Genomic DNA, 18,012 nt, shown 5'->3' on the forward strand with positions numbered 1-18,012 from the left:
TGGCCGGAAGCGAGGTCTATATGTGGACCCATCGCGGCCGGGTTGGCGCCCTGAACGCAGTCCAGCCCATCCGCCAACCACTTGCACGCGCACGAGGGTGAATCCATGACGACGCAATCACAGAAGGCGGAGAACGTTCACGTGGGCCTGCTGGTCCGCCTGGAGGCGAAGGCAGGCAAGGAGGCCGACGTGCAGAAGTTCCTGGAGGGCGGTCTGCCCGTGGTCCAGGCAGAGCCGGCGACAGCGCAGTGGTTCGCGCTGCGCTTCGGTCCGACCACCTTCGGCATCTTCGATACCTTCGCGGACGAGGCTGGCCGCGAGGCGCACCTCGGCGGAAGAGTGGCCGCGGCACTGATGGCACAGGCGCCGGACCTGCTCTCGCAGCCGCCGTCCCTCCAGCAGGTGGACCTGCTCGCGACCAAGGCCCAGGGCACTCCGGAGGCGTCCGACAAACGGGCCCTGGTCGTGCTCCTGGAGGCGAAGGCGGGCAAGGAGGCCGACGTCCAGAAGTTCCTGGAGGGCGGTCTGCCCATCGTTCGGGACGAGCCGGCCACGCTGCACTGGTATGCCCTGAGGCTCTCGCCGACCACCTTCGGCATCGTGGACACCTTCCCCGACGAAGCGGGTCGGCAGGCGCATCTGAGTGGCAAGGTCGCCGCTGCCTTGATGGCCAACGCCCCGGAGCTGCTCTCACGGCCGCCGTCCATCGAGAAGGTGGACGTGCTCGCTGTGAAGCGCTGAGCGACCTCCGGCCCCAAGGGCCGCGGGCGTGGAGGGCACACCGTCAGCAGGGGTGGCCCTCGCCCGTTTCCCTTCAGGCGCCTGGACGCGTGCGCCTCGCGCTCTCCATCAGCGTGCGCCAGAAGAGCTTCGCGGCCGGTGGCGCGGTCCTGTCTCCCGAGCGCATCAGGGACACGGTGCGCTGGAGCGCCGGTTCGACGAGCGGACGCGCGGTGGTGGCGCTCGCCGAGGGCAGGAACGAATGCTCGGGCATGAAGGCGAAGCCGACGCCCGCGGCGACCAGGCTCTGCACCCACTCCTCGCGTTCGGTGCGATAGCTGGCGTACAGCACCACCTCGCGGGACGTGCACAGCGCGCCGACCTGTTCGCGCATCTCGCAGGCGAGCCGGTCGACGTAGGGCTCATGGGCCAGCTCCTTCAGCGGCACGGTGTCCCACGCGGCGAGGCGATGTCCGGGCGGGAGCACCACGAGGTAGCGCTCTTCGTAGAGCGGCGCGACGACGCACCAGTCAGGCATGGGCGCGGCGGCGTGGGTGATGACGAGGTCCACCTCGGCTTCCTCCAATTGCCGCACCACCGTGTCGCGGGTGCCGACACGGAGCTCGACTTCCACGCCGGGCGCGACGGCGCGAAACGCCGCCAGGTCGCGGGCCAACCGCGCGGGGCCGATGGTGCACAGCACGCCCACGCGCAGCGGCACCTGCTTCAACCGGCGGTGGTTCTCCGCGATGAGCGCCACGCTCCGGTTCTCATCGTCGATGCGCTGGAGCCGGGGCAGCACCTGCCGGCCCAGGGGCGTGAGCTTCGCGCCGCTCCTGTCACGAAGCAGCAACGGCCCTCCCAGCTCGCCCTCCAGCTTCTTGATGGCGGCGGTCAGCGTGGGCTGAGACACATGGCAACGCTCCGCCGCGCGCGTGAAGCTGTGCGTCTCCGCCACCGCCAGGAAGTACCGGACCTGATGCATCTCCATGGGGCGCAGGCTCGCTCTTCATTCGAGGGCAGGCAACCCGAGCGTGCCCCCCCGCATCCGGAGGAACGCAGCCGCGTCCGCGCTGGACGCAGCCGCCGCGGCCCGAGCGAGAAACCTCGGAGGTCTCCTCGAATGGGCCCCCTCCATGAGTGGCCCCGCTGTTGCTAATGCAGCCGTGGAACGACTCTCTCCTCGACGGATTGGAACAGCCATGCCTTCAACGGTAGCGCAGGTCCCGCCCACGCCCACCCCTGTCATCAGCATCCCCGTTGAAGAGCCGTTTGATGTCGTCGGTGACGATGGAGAGTTCCGTCTCATCCAGACCGGCCCCTCCCTGGCCCTGGTGGGAGTCAACGACGACGACATGCTCCAGGGCTACCTCAGCTCGTCCACCGTCGCCTACCTCAGCCGCACCTCGGGGAATCCGAGCCGGTTGGACCCCTGGACCCCGTTCACCGTCGAGAAGGACTCGACGCAGTCCGCTCTCGCCTTCGAAACCGAGAAGCGCATCGGCGTGGTCTCGCTCGGCGACCTCGTCTACATCTTCTGGATTGACACCCAGAACAACGCCTTGTGCGCGGTCCGCATCGTCCCCGGAAACACCCGCTCCAAGACGGACTGGTGTCAGCTCTCGTTGCCGCCCGCCACAACCGGTGGCAGCAAGACGACCGTGAAGGTCCTCTCCAAGGGCGTGTCGGCCTGCGCCGGAAAGGGCGAGACGGAGATTCTCGTCAACTACCTCGTCTGGGACTCGGCTCACAACGCGCTGCAGGTCTGCCACCTCGTCCTGGATGTCAACGACTACAATCCCATCACCAACGACTGGTCTCCCGGGGTGTCGCCCTGGTACACGACGGCCCCCGCGACCAGCCCCAGCCAGACGTCCTCGAACCTCTCGAACCTCGACCTGCGCACCATCCTGGTCACCCAGCCGGGGGCCACCACCACCAGCCCTTCCGTCAACTGTGTCATCGCGGCGCTGTGGGACGAGAACCACTCCACCACGACCACGTTCTCCTGGACGCTGGACACCGCGTGCCACGCGAACGCGACTCCCGCGCAATCGCCCATGCTCCTCTCGTGGCCTTCATCGGTCAAGAGCCGCAAGGCCTCGGGCATGAGCCTGGCGGTGGACCCCGCTGGACGGCTCGTCGCCCTGTTCGCCGACTCCAACGCCAGTCATCAAATCTCCATCGCCGTGATTCCAGACATCCGGCCGCTGCGCCAGATTGACTCCTCGGCCGCCCCCACCTGGACGGAGTTCGGCAAGATCTTCACCTCGGCGACCGAGGACACGGAGGGGCCCCTCTCGATGTGCTTCTCGGTCGGCCTCGTCCCCGAGACGTCGAGCGAGGACTCCGCCACCCTCCCCATCATCCTGGGGCTCGCCTGGGTCCGCTGCTCGAATTCGCCGGGCTCGCCCATCCAGATGTCGTCCCTGAAGTATGGCGACTTCAAGCTCCAGACGATGCTCCACCCGCCGACCCAGCAGAACGCCGGCAAGCGCGTGCTGACGGCGATTTGCGACCCATTCCCCATGCCCCTCCCGGCACCCGAGGTCTGGGGGAATGCCAGCCCCGACGGCATGGCCGACTGGAACCTGTTTGACTATGAGATGAACACCACTCAGGAAGATATCGTCCTGAATGAAATCAAACTCTCCGCGAGCCTGGGAATCCAGTACTCCTCGAGAGATACGGCCGCCACGGGCCCGTTCGGGGGCTACAAGACGGGAGTCGCTTGGGGCATCACCGCGAAGGCTGGCGCCTCCGGACGCTTCGCGTGGCAGGACGGGAAGTTCACGGCCCAGAGCATCAAGGTGGCGACGAAGGCCTACCGTCATCCGTACTTCCCGCTCGATGACGCGTCTCCCTACCTGGTCCGTCCCTACGGGTGCTACTTCGGACGGTCCCTGTTCTGGCTGCGCTCCCAGTACGGGACGGCGACGAACCTCAACTTCAACCACGACGCCAACTTCAGCCCGGCGCCCCTGGTCGTGGCCCACTGGCCCGTCGTCTCGGACGATGCCGATGAGACCATCGCTGGAGACTTCTTCACCTACGCCTGCACGCCGGGCATGGTCGACTCCTATACAGCGGAGGCGATCAACGACCGCATGTTCAAGCTGTATACCGAGTGCGTGAGGAGGCTGGGGGCCGCCGGAAAGACACCGGCGGAGATTCAGCAGATTTTCACGGCTCCGGATGGGACCGACCTCAGCACGTTCTACACGGGGCACAACTACGTCACGGCCGTCATCGGGAAGTACGGCACCAAGACGGACCTCAACGGTCAGAAGTACCTCAAGTTCGCCATGAGCGGCAGCTCGGTCTGCGACGGCCAGTACCGGGTGTCGAGCGGAACGACCACGGGCTTCGGCGTCCACCTGGACGTCAACGTCTATGCGGGGTTCGTCGAGACGGCGGAGATTGGCAGTGAGAACGGCGGCCTCTCCGCCTCGGGGGAGACGTACCTGGGTGGAACGTTGGACTTCTCCTTCTCCTTCACGCGCGATTCGACGAGCAACGCCTCCAGCGGCGTGGGCCTCTACACGTATCTGAATACGCTCGCGCCGACGCAATCCATGTCGGCCCGGCTCTACTTCCTCAAGGAGGCGTATCTGTGGGCGCTCGAGCTGAAGTACTTCCCGAGCATCGCTCGGGATTGGTACCTCCAGTCCTTGAGCGATGCGGCGGCCCACGGGGAGTTCACGTCCCCGGTGGCGCAGCCCAACCTGGGCATGCTGGCGGGCACCACGTCGGCGGACGATTTGCTGCTCTACGAGCAGTCGCTGCCCACGCGTTTCCTGTTCGTCGTCACCGGGTGGGACCAGGGGCCGAGCGCGAACACGCCCATCAATGTGCCCAGGGATTTGCCGGGTGGATACGATATCGCCACCTTCAATGGGGTCGTCAGCAACGGCGCGACCTTCAACCTGCCAGGGCCCTGCGATGTGGCCTATGGCGCGAATGGCCACTACCGCTTCATCGCGGGGCTGACGGGCGCCGTCACCTTCAACACCGCCACCTTCGGCGACCCGGGGTCTGGCACCACGAACAAGGGCTACTACCGGCAGGTCGGCTTCCCCAACCGGACCCAGTACAACGTCCCGCAGGACTTCGACAAGGTCTGCGGCGAAGGGGAGACGGCGAACGTGGGAGACGAGCCGACGACGGTGGCGTTCGGCACCGGCACGAATTGGAACGTGGTCGGCGGGGTGTCGGGGAACATCACCGCCTCGGATAACGTGTTCGGGGATCCCGCGATTGGCTCAGCAAAGGAGCTGCGAGTCCTGCGGGGGTAACACTTCCCGAATCGAGCGGCATTCATGGAGCTGCGGATGGGGCCCTGGAGGACAGGGCTCCACCGCTGACGGCCGGTCCAGGGCTACTTGAAGCTGTTCAATGCCTCCTGCTCGTTGTCGAAGACCTCGAAGACGGTGATGAGCTTGGTGATGATCAGCAGGTCCTCGATCTTCCGAGAGGGGCTCAGCAGCTTGAGCTTGCCGCCCTCACGGTTCGTGGTCGTATAGGAGCTGATCAGCTCACCCAGTCCGCTGCTGTCCAGATAGGTCACATCGGTGAGTTTGATCAGCAGGTTCTTCTTTCCGCCTTCCAGCGCGTTGCGAACGGTGCCACGGAGGACGGGCGCCCCGTCTGCAATGGTGATCTTCCCGGCGAGGTCGAGGATGGTCACGCCGCCGGACTGCCGCTCATTGATTTTCAACTCAGACATGGGTCTTTCTCCTGTGGTGTGGTGGGTGCTGCGGGCTGCTGCTTTGACAGTCGAACGACACTGCCTCCCTCGGGAGCGAGCGAGAACTCGACCGTGTCCATGAGCGCGCGCATGAGCAGCACGCCCCGGCCCGAGAGTTTGAGACGGTGTGCCGGGTCGAGCGCGTCCGGAAGCGCGGAGACATCGAAGCCGGTTCCCTCGTCTCGGACGGAGATGGTCACCCGGTCCGCCAGCGAGACGAGCATTACTTCCACATGTCGGCTTTCGATGCTCTGATTCCCGTGTTGGATGGCATTGGCCACGGCCTCCGCCACGGCCAGCTCCACGTGCTCAGCGACTGCATCCGGGAAGCCCGATTCCCGCAAGAAGGCTCGCGTGGCCGTGGTGACGTCACCGATGAAGGTGAGGCGGCTTTCTCCAGACAGCTTCAGAAACATGTGTATCCAGGGCCGTGGACGCGCGGTCGTGAGAAAGCCAACCGACCGCCTCATTGGGAGTATCCATGAATGTCTTCTTTCGCAAATAAATTCGCTTTATCGGATTTCAGGAGTTGGCTGGAGAGAATGACTCAGTGTCCACCGTCCTGGTGTGCAGCGACCCGTGGGGTCCACGCGGACACGCGCACTCCGGCGACGCTGTGAGACGTTGGGCGATGGGTACCCCACGCGCCGCGCCGGCCACCGCATCCTCTTCTCCGTACCCACCTTCGGAGGAACGCCCATGCGTGCCGAGCTCCTGCTCACCCTCATCCTTCCGCTGTCTCTCGCCCGGGCCCAGGGCCAACCCCGCACCGTGCCCGCCGTCGTGCCGCCGCCGTTCGCCCAGGTCATCGAGCGCGAAGTGCCGGCCCTCATGAAAGAAGCCCATATCCAAGGCGCGGCCGTGGGGCTGATTGTCGGAGGCAAGCTGGTCTACGCGAAGGGCTTCGGCTTCGCGGACCACGCGGGCAAGGTGCCAGTGACGTCCGACACGGTGTTCGCCGCTGCCTCGTTGGCCAAGCCCATCGCCAGTTGGGTGGCGATGCGTCTGGCCGAGCAGGGGAGCGTGCGGTTGGATGAGTCGGTGGCCGATGTGGTGTCTCCATGGCCGCTGGCGAAGAGCCACTTCGACCATCGCCTGCTCACGATTCGCCGCCTGCTGTCGCACACCGCGGGGACGACCTTGGGCGGGTATCAAGGCTGGCTCGACTTCAAGGAGCTGCCGAGCCTGGAGGAGTCGCTGGCCGGGAAGACCAATGGACGCGGCGCGGTGGAGCTGTTCGCGCCGGTCGGCGTGAAATTCCAATACTCCGGCGGCGGCTACACCCTGATGCAGCTGGCCATCGAGCGGAGCACGCGGCGCAAGTATTCGGACCTGGCGCGTGAGCTGGTGTTCCGGCCGCTGGGCATGAAACACAGCAGCGTCGCCATGACGCCGGAGGTGCTGGCCGGCGCGGCGCAGGGACACGACGACGAGGGAAGGCCGGTGCCGATGCGTTACTACGTCGAGCAAGCGCCTTCGACGCTGACCACCACCGTCCGCGACTTCGCCCGCTGGATGATTGCTGGCATGGCGAACACCGCTGGCGCGCATCCACTGACGCCGGCGCAACTGGCCCAGCTGTACACGCCCGCGGAGCTGAGCACGCCGCGCGCGCCCGGTGATGGGGTCTACGGCCTGGGTCACTTCATCGAACGCCTCGGCGACGGCAGCACCGCCGTCGGTCACGATGGACGCAACCAGGCGGGCTTCCGCGCCAACTTCTTGATGCGTCCGCAATCCGGCGACGGCATCGTCTTCTTCAGCAACTCCCGCAGCGGTCTGGCTTTGGACCGCATCGTCTGCCTGTGGGGCGCCGACGTGGCCAAGGTCGATGCGGCGACGACGTGCAAGAAGTAGCGGAGCGTTCTACCGGGTGCCCGAGTCCCTCCGGAAGTCGCCTGTCAATAGCGCATGCCTTCGGTTGTCTCGCGGCTGTCTTCCGATGCCCGGATGTCCCGCGCCTTGCTTCAGGGGAAGCGAGGTCTGGCGAACGCTGACAACCGTCCTGCCCGGAGGCCGTGTCAGAAGCGTCCGCCGAGTCCCACGACGGCGCGGTCGTTGACGATGCCGACGGACGGCGTGAGCGTCAGGGGAAGGGAGAAGCCTCCACGTCGGTGCGCCTCGCGTCCCTGGAGTCTCTTCGGTGCACCGGCGCGCGGCGGTTCCTCCGTGGGGCAGTCCACCTCGCTCCCGGTACACGTGTCGAGTCCCGAGGGGTCGAAGATGGCGATCCCGAGCAGGGCCAACCCGGTGGCCAGGCCGATGGCCCCGCCGACGGCGACCGGGATTCTGCAGTCCGTCGCTTGCCCGTCCAGGAGGAACGGCACGCAGAAGAGGGCCCCGAAGAGCGCGCCGCCGCCCGTGGCCAGGATTGGCACCAGCAGGAGGATGAGGGGGAAGTCTCCCTGGGCGTCACCGGTGCTGACCTCCTGCGCTCGCAGCCGGTTGTGCTCCACGCGCCCTGGCGGCTGGGGCGCACGTGCCTCCAACAGGCTCAAGGACCGGCGGCCTCCAGAGAAGTCGAAGGCGCGGGGCTGCGCGCGGACCAGGCCAGGGACCAACAGCACCAGCCACAGTCCGACGAGAACGACGGGGTGTCTTTTCATGGGGAGTCTACCGTGAGGTGGCTCCGGCCGGCCACGGCCACTCGAGGGGTGGCGAGTGCGGCCCCTTGACGTGGGGCGCGCCGGTTTATTCACGCGAGGCCGTGGTGCGGTGCGGTGGGCGCATGGCTCGGCCGGATTTCGGGGAGGCACGGGTGCCGGTGCTCTTCCTTCTTCTGCGGCAGGCCTCCATGGTTCAAGCTGAAGAAACTCATGACGGAGCAGGCCACCTGGCTCGACGACCCATCGCGGGGGAGCGGACCTGGCGCCTGAACGAGGACAGACCGTGGAAATCCGACACCTCTCCGCACCCGCCTGGTCGGCGTTCAAATCCTGGCTGCTCAAGCTGCCCGGCGTGCCCGTCTCCCGCCTCCGGCTCCTGACGGGTGGCTGTCCGGCGGAGGAGCTGCCCGCGCTCGCGAAGGAGCTCAAGCGCGTGCGGGCCGACTTCAAGAAGCGCCCCAACGAAGTCTCGGCCCCCGCGGACGAGGGACTCCGGAAGGACTACGCGGCGCTCGGCGTGCCCTGGTCCGCGTGGAGCGAGGTGGCAAGCGAGGTCCAGCGCGACCTGAAGCGCAAACGGTACGCGCGCTGGACGGGGGTGGATGCGCTCGAGTTCCCCGACGGGCCATCCGCCCAGGACCTCGTGACGGTCCTGTTGTTCGGAGGCGTGGAGCAGGTACGCCCCCATCTGCTGCGCCGCGCGTCGCTCGCCGCGGGCTCGCTCGAGGCGCTGTGGTGCCGGTGGCTCGCGGGTCAGCCGCTCGAACCCGAGACGCTGCGCTCGTTCGCGGGTGAGCCGGAGCGACTGGCCGAACCCCTCTACACTCCAGGCCGCGAGGAGGTGCTGCCGCTGTACTTCGTCGAGCCGGACACCGCCCGCGCCGAGCGTGCGCTGGAGGTCGCCTCGGCCCAGCCAGGCGCGTCCCGGTCGCAACCGCTGATGGACTTCCTGCGCTCCCTGCTGGGCCTGTGGCGTCAGGAGACTTCGGTGGAGGAGGTGAAGGAGCGCTTCGATGCGAGCATGGCGAGAGTCTCGCCCTCCGAAGTCGTGCAGTTGATCGCGCCCGCCTATCTGTATGGCCGATACATCGAGGCACTCCCCGCGCACGTGCTGCTGGAGCGGGTGGGCTCGCGGCTGGAGCGCATCGCCGTGCCTGCCAGGGTCTCCGATGTCCAGCCCGTGATGGAGGCCCTCGCCGCGCTCGAGGAGTTGACGGCGATGGGCCTGGGCCTGCGCGTGGAGCAGGGGCCCGGGAAGGTCCTCCTCTCCGCACAGGAGCCGGAGGCTGGGGCAGGGGACGAGTTCCTGTAGCCCCGCCGGAGGACCGGGAATCGCCGCGCGTCTGTCTCGCCGTGCCGCGGCTACGTCGTGCCGGGCTTTTCGCCGAGCCGCTTCGCACGCTCCTCGGCCTCTCCTGGCACGTCGAACTCCGTCGGGTCGAACAGCGGCCGGAGCTCGACCTCCACCTCCTCGCCGTCTTGCACGAGGAGGCTGAAGGGCGCGCGCCTGGCCCACTCGATGGCCTCGGCGAGCGTCTTGACCTCGAGCAGGCTGTAGCCGGCGATCAGCTCCTTGGCTTCGGCGAACGGGCCATCGATGACCTTGCACTGGCTCTTGCTGTACCGCACACGCGCGCCATGGCTCATCGGCGTGAGGCCGGCGAGGTCCAGCAGCACACCGGCCTTCCGCAACTCCTCGTTGAAGTCGTGCATCGCGACCAGCGCCTCGTCGGTCGGCTTCTGGCCTGCTTCCGATTGCTGGTTCGCCTTCACCATCAGCATGACTTTCATCGCGTGTCTCCTGGTGACTCGGTGGGTTTCTCCGAGGCGACGAACCGTGCGCCGCGAGATCGACATCCGCGATGCGGATTCTTGCCGCGAGCGAGGGAGGACGTAACGCTCGGATTTTACTCGGACGTCAAGCTTGCCAGCCTGGCTTGAGCCTCCGAGCGCTGAAGGTCACCGGACCTCCGCGCGGGCAAATCGGAGTCTTCGCGCGATGACGCATCCATGACGGACGGAAGGAACCGCCATGGAACACGGAAGGGCGGCGTCCTTCATCGTGATGCGCCCATGTCCTCTTCCCGCTCCCGTTTGTTCCCGACGTTCGTCGTCACCGCCGCCGGCCTGCTCCTCGGCGCGTGCAGCCACTCCACCGCCGCGCAGTCCCTCTCCGTCCGCGAGCTGAACATCGTTGACGAGCACGGCCAGGCGCGCATCCGCATCGGCGCGCCCCTGCCCGACCCGAAGGGTCTCAAGCGCGCCGTCACGGTCTACGGCCTCCAGTTCATGGACCCGTCTGGTCATGAGATTGGAGGACTTGCGATGATCGACTCCCTCGGCATTCGCGGGCTGTGCTTCGACAGCGAGGAGGGCTACGAGGCGATGTGCGTCAGCCTCATCCAGGGCCAGCCCAACATCACCTTCCGGCACGACTGGAAGGAGCGCATCACCCTGGGCGTGGTGGACGGCATCGCGGGCATCGTCCTCCATGATGCTCAGGGGCAGCCGCGCTTGAAGCTGGAGGTCGACAAGGATGGCGCGACGCGAATGGTCGGCGCCGCTTCCACCCCCCGGTCCGCAGCGCCAATCCCGGCACCTCATTGAGGCGGCGGCCCTCGTGTACAGGCACATGCGGTTGTCCTGGTGTAAGAGTTCTCCGTGCCCCGTCGTGACGGACTCGTGGACTCGTGAGACTTCCAGCCATCCCCGCCCCGCTTCTGGCCTTGTTGCTCCTCGTCCCGGTGCACTCGCGGGCTGATCCGGCGAAGACCCGGCGGGCCGCCACCGCGCCAGGGCCCGCCGCGCGGCGAGCCGAGCCCACCGTGGCGCTCGACCGTGCGCTCGAGCGGCGCATGGACGCCATCCTCGCCGAGGAGATGCAACGGCAGGAACTGCCGGGTGCCGTTGTCGCGGTCGTGCGGGGTGGGATGGTCGTCGCGAAGAAGGGGTACGGCGAGAAGCGCCGGGGCGGTGGTGAGCGGCCGGACTCCGCCACCGTCTTCCACATCGGCTCGCTCTCCAAGGCGCTGGCCGCGGTGGGCGTGCTGACACTCGTGCAGCGCGGCCAACTCGGCCTGGATGTGCCGGCCGCGCGCTACCTGCCCGAGCTTCCCCCGGCCTGGCGCGCCATCACCGTGCGTCAGTTCCTGGCGCACTCGAGCGGCATCGGGGACAAGGTCGGCCAACCCGCGACCTGGCAGGAGGCGCTCGCGGGCTACGCCGGGGTGCCGCTCACCTTTGCCCCGGGCACGCGCACGGACTACACCAACTTCAACTACGCGGTGGTCGGCAGGCTGGTGGAGTCGGCCAGCGGCCGGCCCTTCGTCACCTTCATGCGCGAGGACGTCTGGGGCCCCGTGGGCATGGTGGACACGGGCTACCCGGCCACCTCGCGCAACCTCGCTACCGGCCACGAGTGGAAGAAGGGAGCCTGGCGGGAGATGCTCCCCGAGCCCCAAGGACTCTACGGTGTGCCCTCCGGGTTCCTCTCCACGACGCTGGACGACCTGGTGCGGCTGCATGCCGCGCTGGAGCGCAACGTCGCGCTGGACGCGCGCATCGTGGCGCGGCTGGCGGAGGCGGCCTTCGGGCTCGAGCTGCGCGCGCTTGGTGAAGAGGGCTGAGGTTGGGGAAGTGCCTTCAGCCCGCCTGACCTGAGGTGTCATTTGCAAGTCGTAGAACCGTCGAGGTCCTCGGCGACGAGGACACGAGAGGTGTCGCGACTCTCGCAGCTATCGAGACCTTCTACTTCCACTTCAGCGACGAAATGGAGCGCTCCTCGATTGCAGGGCTGGTGCCGCTCACATGGATAGTCCATTCCAGCTGAAAGTTGCCATTTGCCTTGCAATGGGGCTGGCATCAATGGGCGTTCATTGACTTTGCCTGGAGGTTTTGATTATGCATTGAAAGTATTTCGGTTTCCGAAAATGAGGATCGGGTCATGGGCCAAGCGGGAATGGCAGTCCGTGCAGGTGTCTTGCTGTCTGCAATCACATGGGGTGGATGCGGCGAGGGCACTGGGCCGCAGCCCGAGCAGGCGGTGGAGGACTTCGGCGTCTCTTCTCAGGCAATCGTCTACGGTGGGCATGACTATCTCTTCGTGACGACTCCCAAGACCTGGCAGGAAGCCAACTCAATCTGCAAGGTCAGCGGCTATGAGCTCGTGACGCTCAACGACGTCGGCGAAGAGGGCTTTCTGCAGACTCACGAGAGCCGCCTGGGTCTGTACAACTGGTGGATTGGGCTCAACGACTTGGGGCAAGAGGGTTTCTTTGTCTGGTCCGGAGGGGCCTCCAATTACTGGAATTTTGCTTCGGGTGAGCCCAACAACGACGGTGGGGAGCACTGCGTCGCGGATCGCTATCAATGGCTGCCATCGATTACTTCCGAGCAGTGGAATGACTGGCCTTGCGGCAGGACCTTCCCGTTCATCTGCGAAAAGGCCCAGGTGCCCGAGGCCAGCAATGGTCGCTTCGAATACTCGGCGTCGAGCACCTCCAATGGGACGGTCAATACCAGCAACTACTCAATCTATCTGAGGGCTGGGCAATTGTTCGTGGTCGGAACATGTGGCGTTGCCGGCGCATCCAACGTGGGTGATACCTATTTGCGAATCAACGGCCCAAATGGACAAGAGGTCGCGAGCAACGACGACATCAGCGGGGCATGCGGAACGGCATCGAACATCTCGATAGTTGTTCCGACGTCGGGAAACTATGTCATCAAGGCGGGTTGCTATTCGAGCAGTAGTTGCGGCGGTGTCGTGGCGTATTCCTACTCAAACTAGCAGGCTGTTGAAGAAGCCCGGTTTGTAGGCCTGTGGCTGGGTTTCTCATGCCCTCCGCTCCCAACCTTGTCATCGGAGGAGGCCGGAGGGCGAGGGTCGCCTATGTGTCGAGCGGCGCCCGCAATGCTTCATTCGGTGTGGGCGTCCGCCGATACGCGCCGGGTCCCACGCCCCAGCGACGCTTGAAGGCCTTGCTGAAGGCGGGCGCGCTCGTGTAGCCAGCGCGTTCGGCGATGGCCTCCAGGCTGTCGTCGGACTCATGCAGCCACCGCGCGGAGCGGGACATCCGCCAGTTCGACAGGTAGTTCAGGGGCGTCTCCCCCACCAGCGAGTGGAAGCGCGCGGCGAACCCGGAGCGCGACAGGCCCACGGCCGAGGCCAGCCGCTCCACCGTCCAGGGCGTGCCGGGCTGTTCGTGCATCAGGGCCAGTGCGTTCCCGATGGCCGGGTCCGCCAGCGCCTTCCACCCCGCCTCCCCAGACCGCGCGAGCAGCGCCTGGGCCCGCAGCGCCTGCACCAGCAGCACGTCCGCCAGACGGCCGACCACCAGGGCGCTTCCCGGTCCAGGCGCGGCGGTCTCCGCGGAGAGCAACTGCACGGTGGCGGCGAGCAACGGCGTCCTGCCGGACTCCTGCGTGGACAGGTGGATGATGGGCGGGAATGCCCGCAGCAGCGGGTGCGTGGGGTCCACACCGAACTGGAAGCAGCCGGTGATCAACGTGGTGGTCGCGCCCGGACCTCCCTGCCGGACGGCCGTGCCCGACGAAGCCCGGAGCTGCTGGTGGGTGATGAAGTCCCGAGGAACCTTCCGGGAGCCGTCATCCAGCACGTGAGCGGTGGCGCGAGGCAGGAGCACCACGTCACCCGCGGACACGAACACTGGCTTCGCCACTCCTTCCACCTGGAGGCGCAGTCCTCCCCGCGCCACCACGTAGAAGGATGCATTGACCTTGCGGGGCAGGCGCATCGCCCACGGCGCACCCATTTCGAAGCGACCGAAGAGCAGCGTCTTGAACCGCAGCGTCTCCAGTACATCGGAAACCACGTCGGTCTTTTCGTCTGGCATCGCTGGACGCTCTGACAGTTCTTTTGGACGCAGTGACATTGAGCGTCCATAACGGCATGCACATTCTAGGTCCACCCCTTGATGGAGATTCCCATGGACCTCGCCGTTTCAACCTCGGACCTGCCCCGCCTCATGGACGCGCACCTCGCGCTCATCGGCATGGACGTCGAACGCTGGCTGGGCCTGTTCGCCGCGGACGCCGTCGTTGAGTTCCCCTACGCGCCCTCGCTCGGCATGCCTTCCCGACTGGAGGGCATCAACGCCATCCGGGCCTACTTCGAGCCCATCACCCAGCGCTTCCAGGGGCTCACCTTCACGGACGTCCAGCGCTACCCGACCACCGACCCGAACGTCGGATGGATGGAGGTCCACGGCTCGGCGACGTTGCTGCCGTCACACTTCCACTACGAGCAGGACTACGTGATGCGCCTGCACATCCGCGAGGGGCGCATCGTCCGCTACCGCGAGTACTGGAATCCCCTGGCCGCGCCGGCGGGAACCTTCGGCAAGGAGCAGGCATGAAGCCGCGCATCCTCGTCACCGGCGCCTCTGGCAACACGGGACGTCCCATCGCGGAAGCACTGGCCTCGGAGGGGTTCCGGGTGCGGACCGCCACGCGGAGCACGACACCTCCGTTTCCCTCCACCGACCATGTCCGCTTCGACTGGACGGATTCCACCTCCCACGACGCCGCGGTGGACGGCGTGGACCGGATGTACCTGCTGGTGACCGCGATGGTGGACCCATCCCTCTTCATGATTCCGTTCATCGAACGGGCGTTGGCCAGGGGCGTGCGGCGCGTCGTCCTGCTCGGCGCCTCCGCCATCGCGGAGGGAAGCCCGGGACTGGGACAGGTGCACCGCTTCCTGCGCGAGCACGCACCAGAGTGGAGCGTGCTGCAGCCGTCGTGGTTCATGCAGAACTTCTCCAACCCCCAGAACCAGCACGGGGCCAGCGTCCGGCGCGACGGCATGCTGATGACCTCCACGGACAAGGGGCGCGTCGGGTTCGTGGACGCGGCGGACATCGCGGCGGTCGGCGTCCGCGCGCTCGCGGATGAGCCCTCCCATGACACCGCGCACGTCATCACCGGCCCCCAGGCACTGAGCTACGACGACATCGCGGCGGAGATGTCCCGGGTGTCGGGTCGCCCCATCCGGCATGTGCATGCGGGCCCGGAGGAGGTACGCCGGCACATCCAGGAGGGGACGGGCATGCCGGAGGCCTACGCGAACCTGCTCGTGGGCCTGGACATGACCATCCGGGAGGGGGCCGAGGACCGCGTGACGGACACCGTGCTGCGCGTCACCGGGCGGGCTCCGCGCACATTCGAAGCCTTCGCCCAGGCCCACGCCGACGTCTGGCGGTGACACGACAGGCTGTCGGGTGGAGTCCGCTCCGGCGAGCGAAACGTGTCACGTCGAACGGGGCGGCCCGAACCATCGGGTCAGGGCCTCACGCAGACCCTGGTCCGTGCCCTCGCCGACCCACGCGACGTGTCCGTCCGGTCGAATCAGCACCGCGACGGGCGCGGTGACCGCGCCGAACACCGGGAGCTCCCACGCCCCCGTGTAGCGAGCAACAACCCGTCGCACCCGGTCCGCCCAGGGAGAGATGTCGAGCGTGCCGGGCTCGCCCAGGTCGAGCAGCACCGGCCGCGCGTCGTGCAGCAGGTGGAACACGCGCCGGGGGCCGTCGTCGGTGACCAGGTCGAGGTCCGGCACGCGGCGCCCGAGCAGCGGGTGTCCGTTGCCCAGGTCGTAGTGGATGTCCAGCCCCGACAACATCGCCGCGTATTGCTTGCGGGGCCCGTCCATCTGGAGCAACTCCGCCAGCGTCTCGCGCACGGCGTCCATCCGCGCGTCGCCGCGGCTCAGCGCGGTCTGCGCCATGGTCTTCCGCAGCGCACGGGCCGCGACGGGATGCCGCTCGGCCTGGTAGGTGTCGAGCAGGGTCTCCGGCGAGACGCCGCGCACGACCTGGGCCAGCTTCCATCCCAGATTCACCGCGTCCTGCACGCCGAGGTTGAGCCCCTGGCCGCCCATCGGCGAGTGCACGTGGGCCGCGTCGCCGGCCAGGAGCACCCGCCGGTCGCGGTAGGACGCCGCCTGCCGCGTCATGTCGGTGAACCTGGAGAGGGACGTGGCGCCGCGCAGGCCGTAGTCCGACCCGTAGAGCGCGACGAGCCCCTCTCGCAGCGTCTCCAGGGTCGGCGCGTCGCCCGTGACGACGCGCTCCTCTCTCAGCACGACGCCCACGCGTCCGTGCTCCAGCGGGCCCATGGCGTAGGTGCCCTTCTCGTCCCGGCGGATGCCGAACGCGGGTGCTTCGGCCATCTCCACCTCGCCGATGAGGTAGCTGATGGACGCGTCCCACCCCGGGAACTCGATGCCCGCCGCCTTGCGGACGAGGCTGCGCCCCCCGTCGCACCCGACGAGGTACTTCGCCCGCAGCGCACGGTCGTCGGACAGTCCGACATCGACGCCGGTGTCGTCCTGCGCGAAGCCCGTCACCTCGTTCCCACGGTAGAGGGTCACCGCCAGCTCGCCCACCCACTCAGCGAGGATGCGCTCGAAGCGCTCCTGCACGAGCGCGAGCCCATGGTTGTGACGCGTCGGGAAGTCGCTGAGGTCCAGGGGCGCCTGCCCGAACGCGACGTTCTGGACCGCTTTCCCTTGAGAGACGAAGCGCTCGACGACCCCGCGCTGATCAAGCACCTCCAGGCTGCGCGCGTGCAGTCCGCGAGAGCGCGAGCCGACGACCTCCTGGCCGGCGCGCCGCTCGACGATGGCTACGTCCACCTTCGCCAACGCCAGCTCCGCCGCCAGCATCAGCCCGGTCGGGCCCCCTCCAGCAATCACCACCTCGTGCTGTGTCACCACGTTCGGATGCATCTCTTCGCCCTCCTGCTTCTGGAGTGAAACGGGTGAGGGTGGAGCATGACCGGGGGGGCTTGCGGCAATACCCGGGGTCTGGCATTTGCTGGCAGTGGAGAGAAGGGGAGGGCTGCCGTGGCGCCTCGCTCTCTCGCACTGACGCACCGCATGAAGTGGCCCCGTTGCCAGGCGCCCCCTTGTCGTGGGCCATGGGCCGAGCTTGTTCGCGGGGCTCTCGAAGCGTGTCGACTTGAAGCGGGTGAGCCGGCTGGAGTTCGGCTCGGGGGCGGTGGCGATGCGGTACGAGCCGAGAAGGTAGCACCAGGTCAGGAGCGAGCCGCGAACCACCTCGACGCGACTCGAATGACTTCATCGGGATGCGGAGTCGTATCACTCGCCCACGCGACGAAGCCGTCAGGGCGCACGAGCAGCGCGGACAGACCGCGGCGCTCCTTGGCGTCGTGAGCCACGTATCGAACGCGGTCAGCACAGGCAAGACGTGGCTCTACGCGAAGCGGGGCTCCGCGCCCACGTCCACCAGCTACGACTGCTCGGGCTATTGCGACATCGAGCGTCCGGAGGGAGGCACCTGGTACATCCGGTTGGAGGGGCGCTCGCCGTACACGGACACCACCCTGACCGCGGACTACACCGCGCCCGAGACGCCGCCGCACATGGGCCATGGCGCCACGGTCAACAACTGGCCGCCTCGTCTGCCGACGTCCACCGCCTATGATTGCGCGTCCGTGAAGCCGGGCCGTGTCCGGCAGGAATGCAGCATCCCCTCACCCCAGGCCGGGGACTGGTACGCGGCGGTGCGGGACCAGGCGGGCGCGTCGGTGCCCATCCTGCGCGCCTCCTACGCGATGACGCCGGGTGAGCAGCTTCCCGCGCTGACGTCCCACGTCTCCCTCTCGGGACAGAAGGGGCCGCGGTACTCGCAGAAGCAGTGGAAGCTGGAGGTGCCTCCCGGTCAGAGCACGCTGTGGTTCGCCACCGAGCACGGGACGGGGAGTGTGAATCTGAAGGTGAAGCGCGGCGGCCGTGCCGTGGACGGCGCCACGCTGGACTGCGCGACGACGGGCACTGGCAACCTGAAGCAGTGCACGTTCGCCAACCCGCAGCCGGGGACGTACTTCGTCAGCCTCACCCTGGCCGCCAACAGCTACAACCTGTGGGTGCTGCCCAGCTTCCGGTAGCGACCCCAC

At 67.3% G+C, this 18,012-nt stretch carries 18 protein-coding genes; 10 read left to right on the forward strand and 8 right to left on the reverse strand.

What is annotated here, in order from left to right; translation table 11 throughout:
• The first annotated feature begins 105 nt into the window (after positions 1–105).
• Entirely contained in the window at positions 106–741 is a 636-nt protein-coding gene (locus G4D83_RS47405; RefSeq protein ID WP_240356473.1) for a putative quinol monooxygenase, read from the forward strand.
• A 73-nt stretch (positions 742–814) separates the two neighbouring features.
• Here the strand turns inward: G4D83_RS47405 and G4D83_RS21360 are convergent, their stop codons facing one another.
• Positions 815–1,711: a LysR family transcriptional regulator gene (locus G4D83_RS21360; RefSeq protein ID WP_163866654.1), complete on the reverse strand. Its 897-nt coding sequence runs from the start codon at positions 1,709–1,711 to the stop codon at positions 815–817.
• A gap of 211 nt (positions 1,712–1,922) precedes the next feature.
• Between G4D83_RS21360 and G4D83_RS21365 the strand changes: the two genes are divergently transcribed.
• Positions 1,923–5,015, forward strand: a complete 3,093-nt coding sequence (locus tag G4D83_RS21365) for a hypothetical protein (protein WP_163866655.1) — start codon at positions 1,923–1,925, stop codon at positions 5,013–5,015.
• Positions 5,016–5,098: 83 nt separating this feature from the next.
• On the opposite strand, the gene G4D83_RS21370 is transcribed toward G4D83_RS21365, so the two are convergent.
• Positions 5,099–5,446 carry an STAS domain-containing protein gene (locus tag G4D83_RS21370; RefSeq protein WP_163866656.1) on the reverse strand — a complete coding sequence of 116 codons (348 nt, stop codon included), beginning with the start codon at positions 5,444–5,446 and terminating at the stop codon, positions 5,099–5,101.
• Positions 5,434–5,883, reverse strand: coding sequence for an ATP-binding protein (locus tag G4D83_RS21375; RefSeq protein WP_163866657.1), 450 nt, complete (start codon positions 5,881–5,883; stop codon positions 5,434–5,436). The genes G4D83_RS21370 and G4D83_RS21375 overlap by 13 nt, the downstream gene beginning before the upstream one ends.
• Positions 5,884–6,166: 283 nt before the next feature.
• On the opposite strand from G4D83_RS21375, the gene G4D83_RS21380 reads away from it, so the two are divergent.
• Positions 6,167–7,324 carry a serine hydrolase domain-containing protein gene (locus G4D83_RS21380; protein WP_163866658.1) on the forward strand — a complete coding sequence of 386 codons (1,158 nt, stop codon included), beginning with the start codon at positions 6,167–6,169 and terminating at the stop codon, positions 7,322–7,324.
• 164 nt (positions 7,325–7,488) lie between these two features.
• On the opposite strand, the gene G4D83_RS21385 is transcribed toward G4D83_RS21380, so the two are convergent.
• Positions 7,489–8,073, reverse strand: coding sequence for a hypothetical protein (locus tag G4D83_RS21385; RefSeq protein ID WP_163866659.1), 585 nt, complete (start codon positions 8,071–8,073; stop codon positions 7,489–7,491).
• Between the two features lie 283 nt (positions 8,074–8,356).
• On the opposite strand from G4D83_RS21385, the gene G4D83_RS21390 reads away from it, so the two are divergent.
• Positions 8,357–9,385: a hypothetical protein gene (locus G4D83_RS21390; protein WP_163866660.1), complete on the forward strand. Its 1,029-nt coding sequence runs from the start codon at positions 8,357–8,359 to the stop codon at positions 9,383–9,385.
• Positions 9,386–9,435: 50 nt separating this feature from the next.
• Here G4D83_RS21390 and G4D83_RS21395 read toward each other — a convergent pair whose 3' ends face one another.
• Entirely contained in the window at positions 9,436–9,864 is a 429-nt protein-coding gene (locus G4D83_RS21395; RefSeq protein ID WP_163866661.1) for a YciI family protein, read from the reverse strand.
• A 282-nt stretch (positions 9,865–10,146) separates the two neighbouring features.
• Here G4D83_RS21395 and G4D83_RS21400 point away from each other — a divergent pair, with 282 nt between their 5' ends.
• The 3 genes from G4D83_RS21400 to G4D83_RS21410 all read left to right on the forward strand — a co-directional run bounded on the left by G4D83_RS21400 (position 10,147) and on the right by G4D83_RS21410 (position 12,862).
• Positions 10,147–10,680, forward strand: a complete 534-nt coding sequence (locus G4D83_RS21400; protein ID WP_163866662.1) for a hypothetical protein — start codon at positions 10,147–10,149, stop codon at positions 10,678–10,680.
• 83 nt (positions 10,681–10,763) lie between these two features.
• Positions 10,764–11,699, forward strand: a complete 936-nt coding sequence (locus tag G4D83_RS21405; RefSeq protein ID WP_163866663.1) for a serine hydrolase domain-containing protein — start codon at positions 10,764–10,766, stop codon at positions 11,697–11,699.
• A 317-nt stretch (positions 11,700–12,016) separates the two neighbouring features.
• Positions 12,017–12,862, forward strand: a complete 846-nt coding sequence (locus tag G4D83_RS21410; RefSeq protein WP_163866664.1) for a C-type lectin domain-containing protein — start codon at positions 12,017–12,019, stop codon at positions 12,860–12,862.
• Between the two features lie 100 nt (positions 12,863–12,962).
• Here G4D83_RS21410 and G4D83_RS21415 read toward each other — a convergent pair whose 3' ends face one another.
• On the reverse strand, positions 12,963–13,928 hold the full coding sequence (locus G4D83_RS21415) for an AraC family transcriptional regulator (RefSeq protein WP_240356474.1): 966 nt from the start codon (positions 13,926–13,928) through the stop codon (positions 12,963–12,965).
• A 93-nt stretch (positions 13,929–14,021) separates the two neighbouring features.
• Here G4D83_RS21415 and G4D83_RS21420 point away from each other — a divergent pair, with 93 nt between their 5' ends.
• Positions 14,022–14,450 carry a nuclear transport factor 2 family protein gene (locus tag G4D83_RS21420; RefSeq protein ID WP_163866666.1) on the forward strand — a complete coding sequence of 143 codons (429 nt, stop codon included), beginning with the start codon at positions 14,022–14,024 and terminating at the stop codon, positions 14,448–14,450.
• On the forward strand, positions 14,447–15,298 hold the full coding sequence (locus G4D83_RS21425; RefSeq protein WP_163866667.1) for an NmrA family NAD(P)-binding protein: 852 nt from the start codon (positions 14,447–14,449) through the stop codon (positions 15,296–15,298). The genes G4D83_RS21420 and G4D83_RS21425 overlap by 4 nt, the downstream gene beginning before the upstream one ends.
• Positions 15,299–15,343: 45 nt before the next feature.
• On the opposite strand, the gene G4D83_RS21430 is transcribed toward G4D83_RS21425, so the two are convergent.
• Together G4D83_RS21430 and G4D83_RS47095 are read right to left on the reverse strand one after the other, a co-directional pair.
• Entirely contained in the window at positions 15,344–16,822 is a 1,479-nt protein-coding gene (locus G4D83_RS21430) for an FAD-dependent monooxygenase (RefSeq protein ID WP_163866668.1), read from the reverse strand.
• A gap of 308 nt (positions 16,823–17,130) precedes the next feature.
• A complete protein-coding gene (locus G4D83_RS47095; protein ID WP_420826651.1) occupies positions 17,131–17,364 on the reverse strand; it encodes an aromatic-ring hydroxylase C-terminal domain-containing protein in 234 nt (77 codons plus the stop codon).
• On the opposite strand from G4D83_RS47095, the gene G4D83_RS47240 reads away from it, so the two are divergent.
• Positions 17,266–18,003 carry a PPC domain-containing protein gene (locus tag G4D83_RS47240; protein WP_163866669.1) on the forward strand — a complete coding sequence of 246 codons (738 nt, stop codon included), beginning with the start codon at positions 17,266–17,268 and terminating at the stop codon, positions 18,001–18,003. The two genes, G4D83_RS47095 and G4D83_RS47240, sit on opposite strands and share 99 nt — an antisense overlap.
• Positions 18,004–18,012 lie beyond the last annotated feature (9 nt).

This window comes from Myxococcus eversor, from assembly GCF_010894455.1.
GTDB classification, from domain to species: domain Bacteria; phylum Myxococcota; class Myxococcia; order Myxococcales; family Myxococcaceae; genus Myxococcus; species Myxococcus eversor.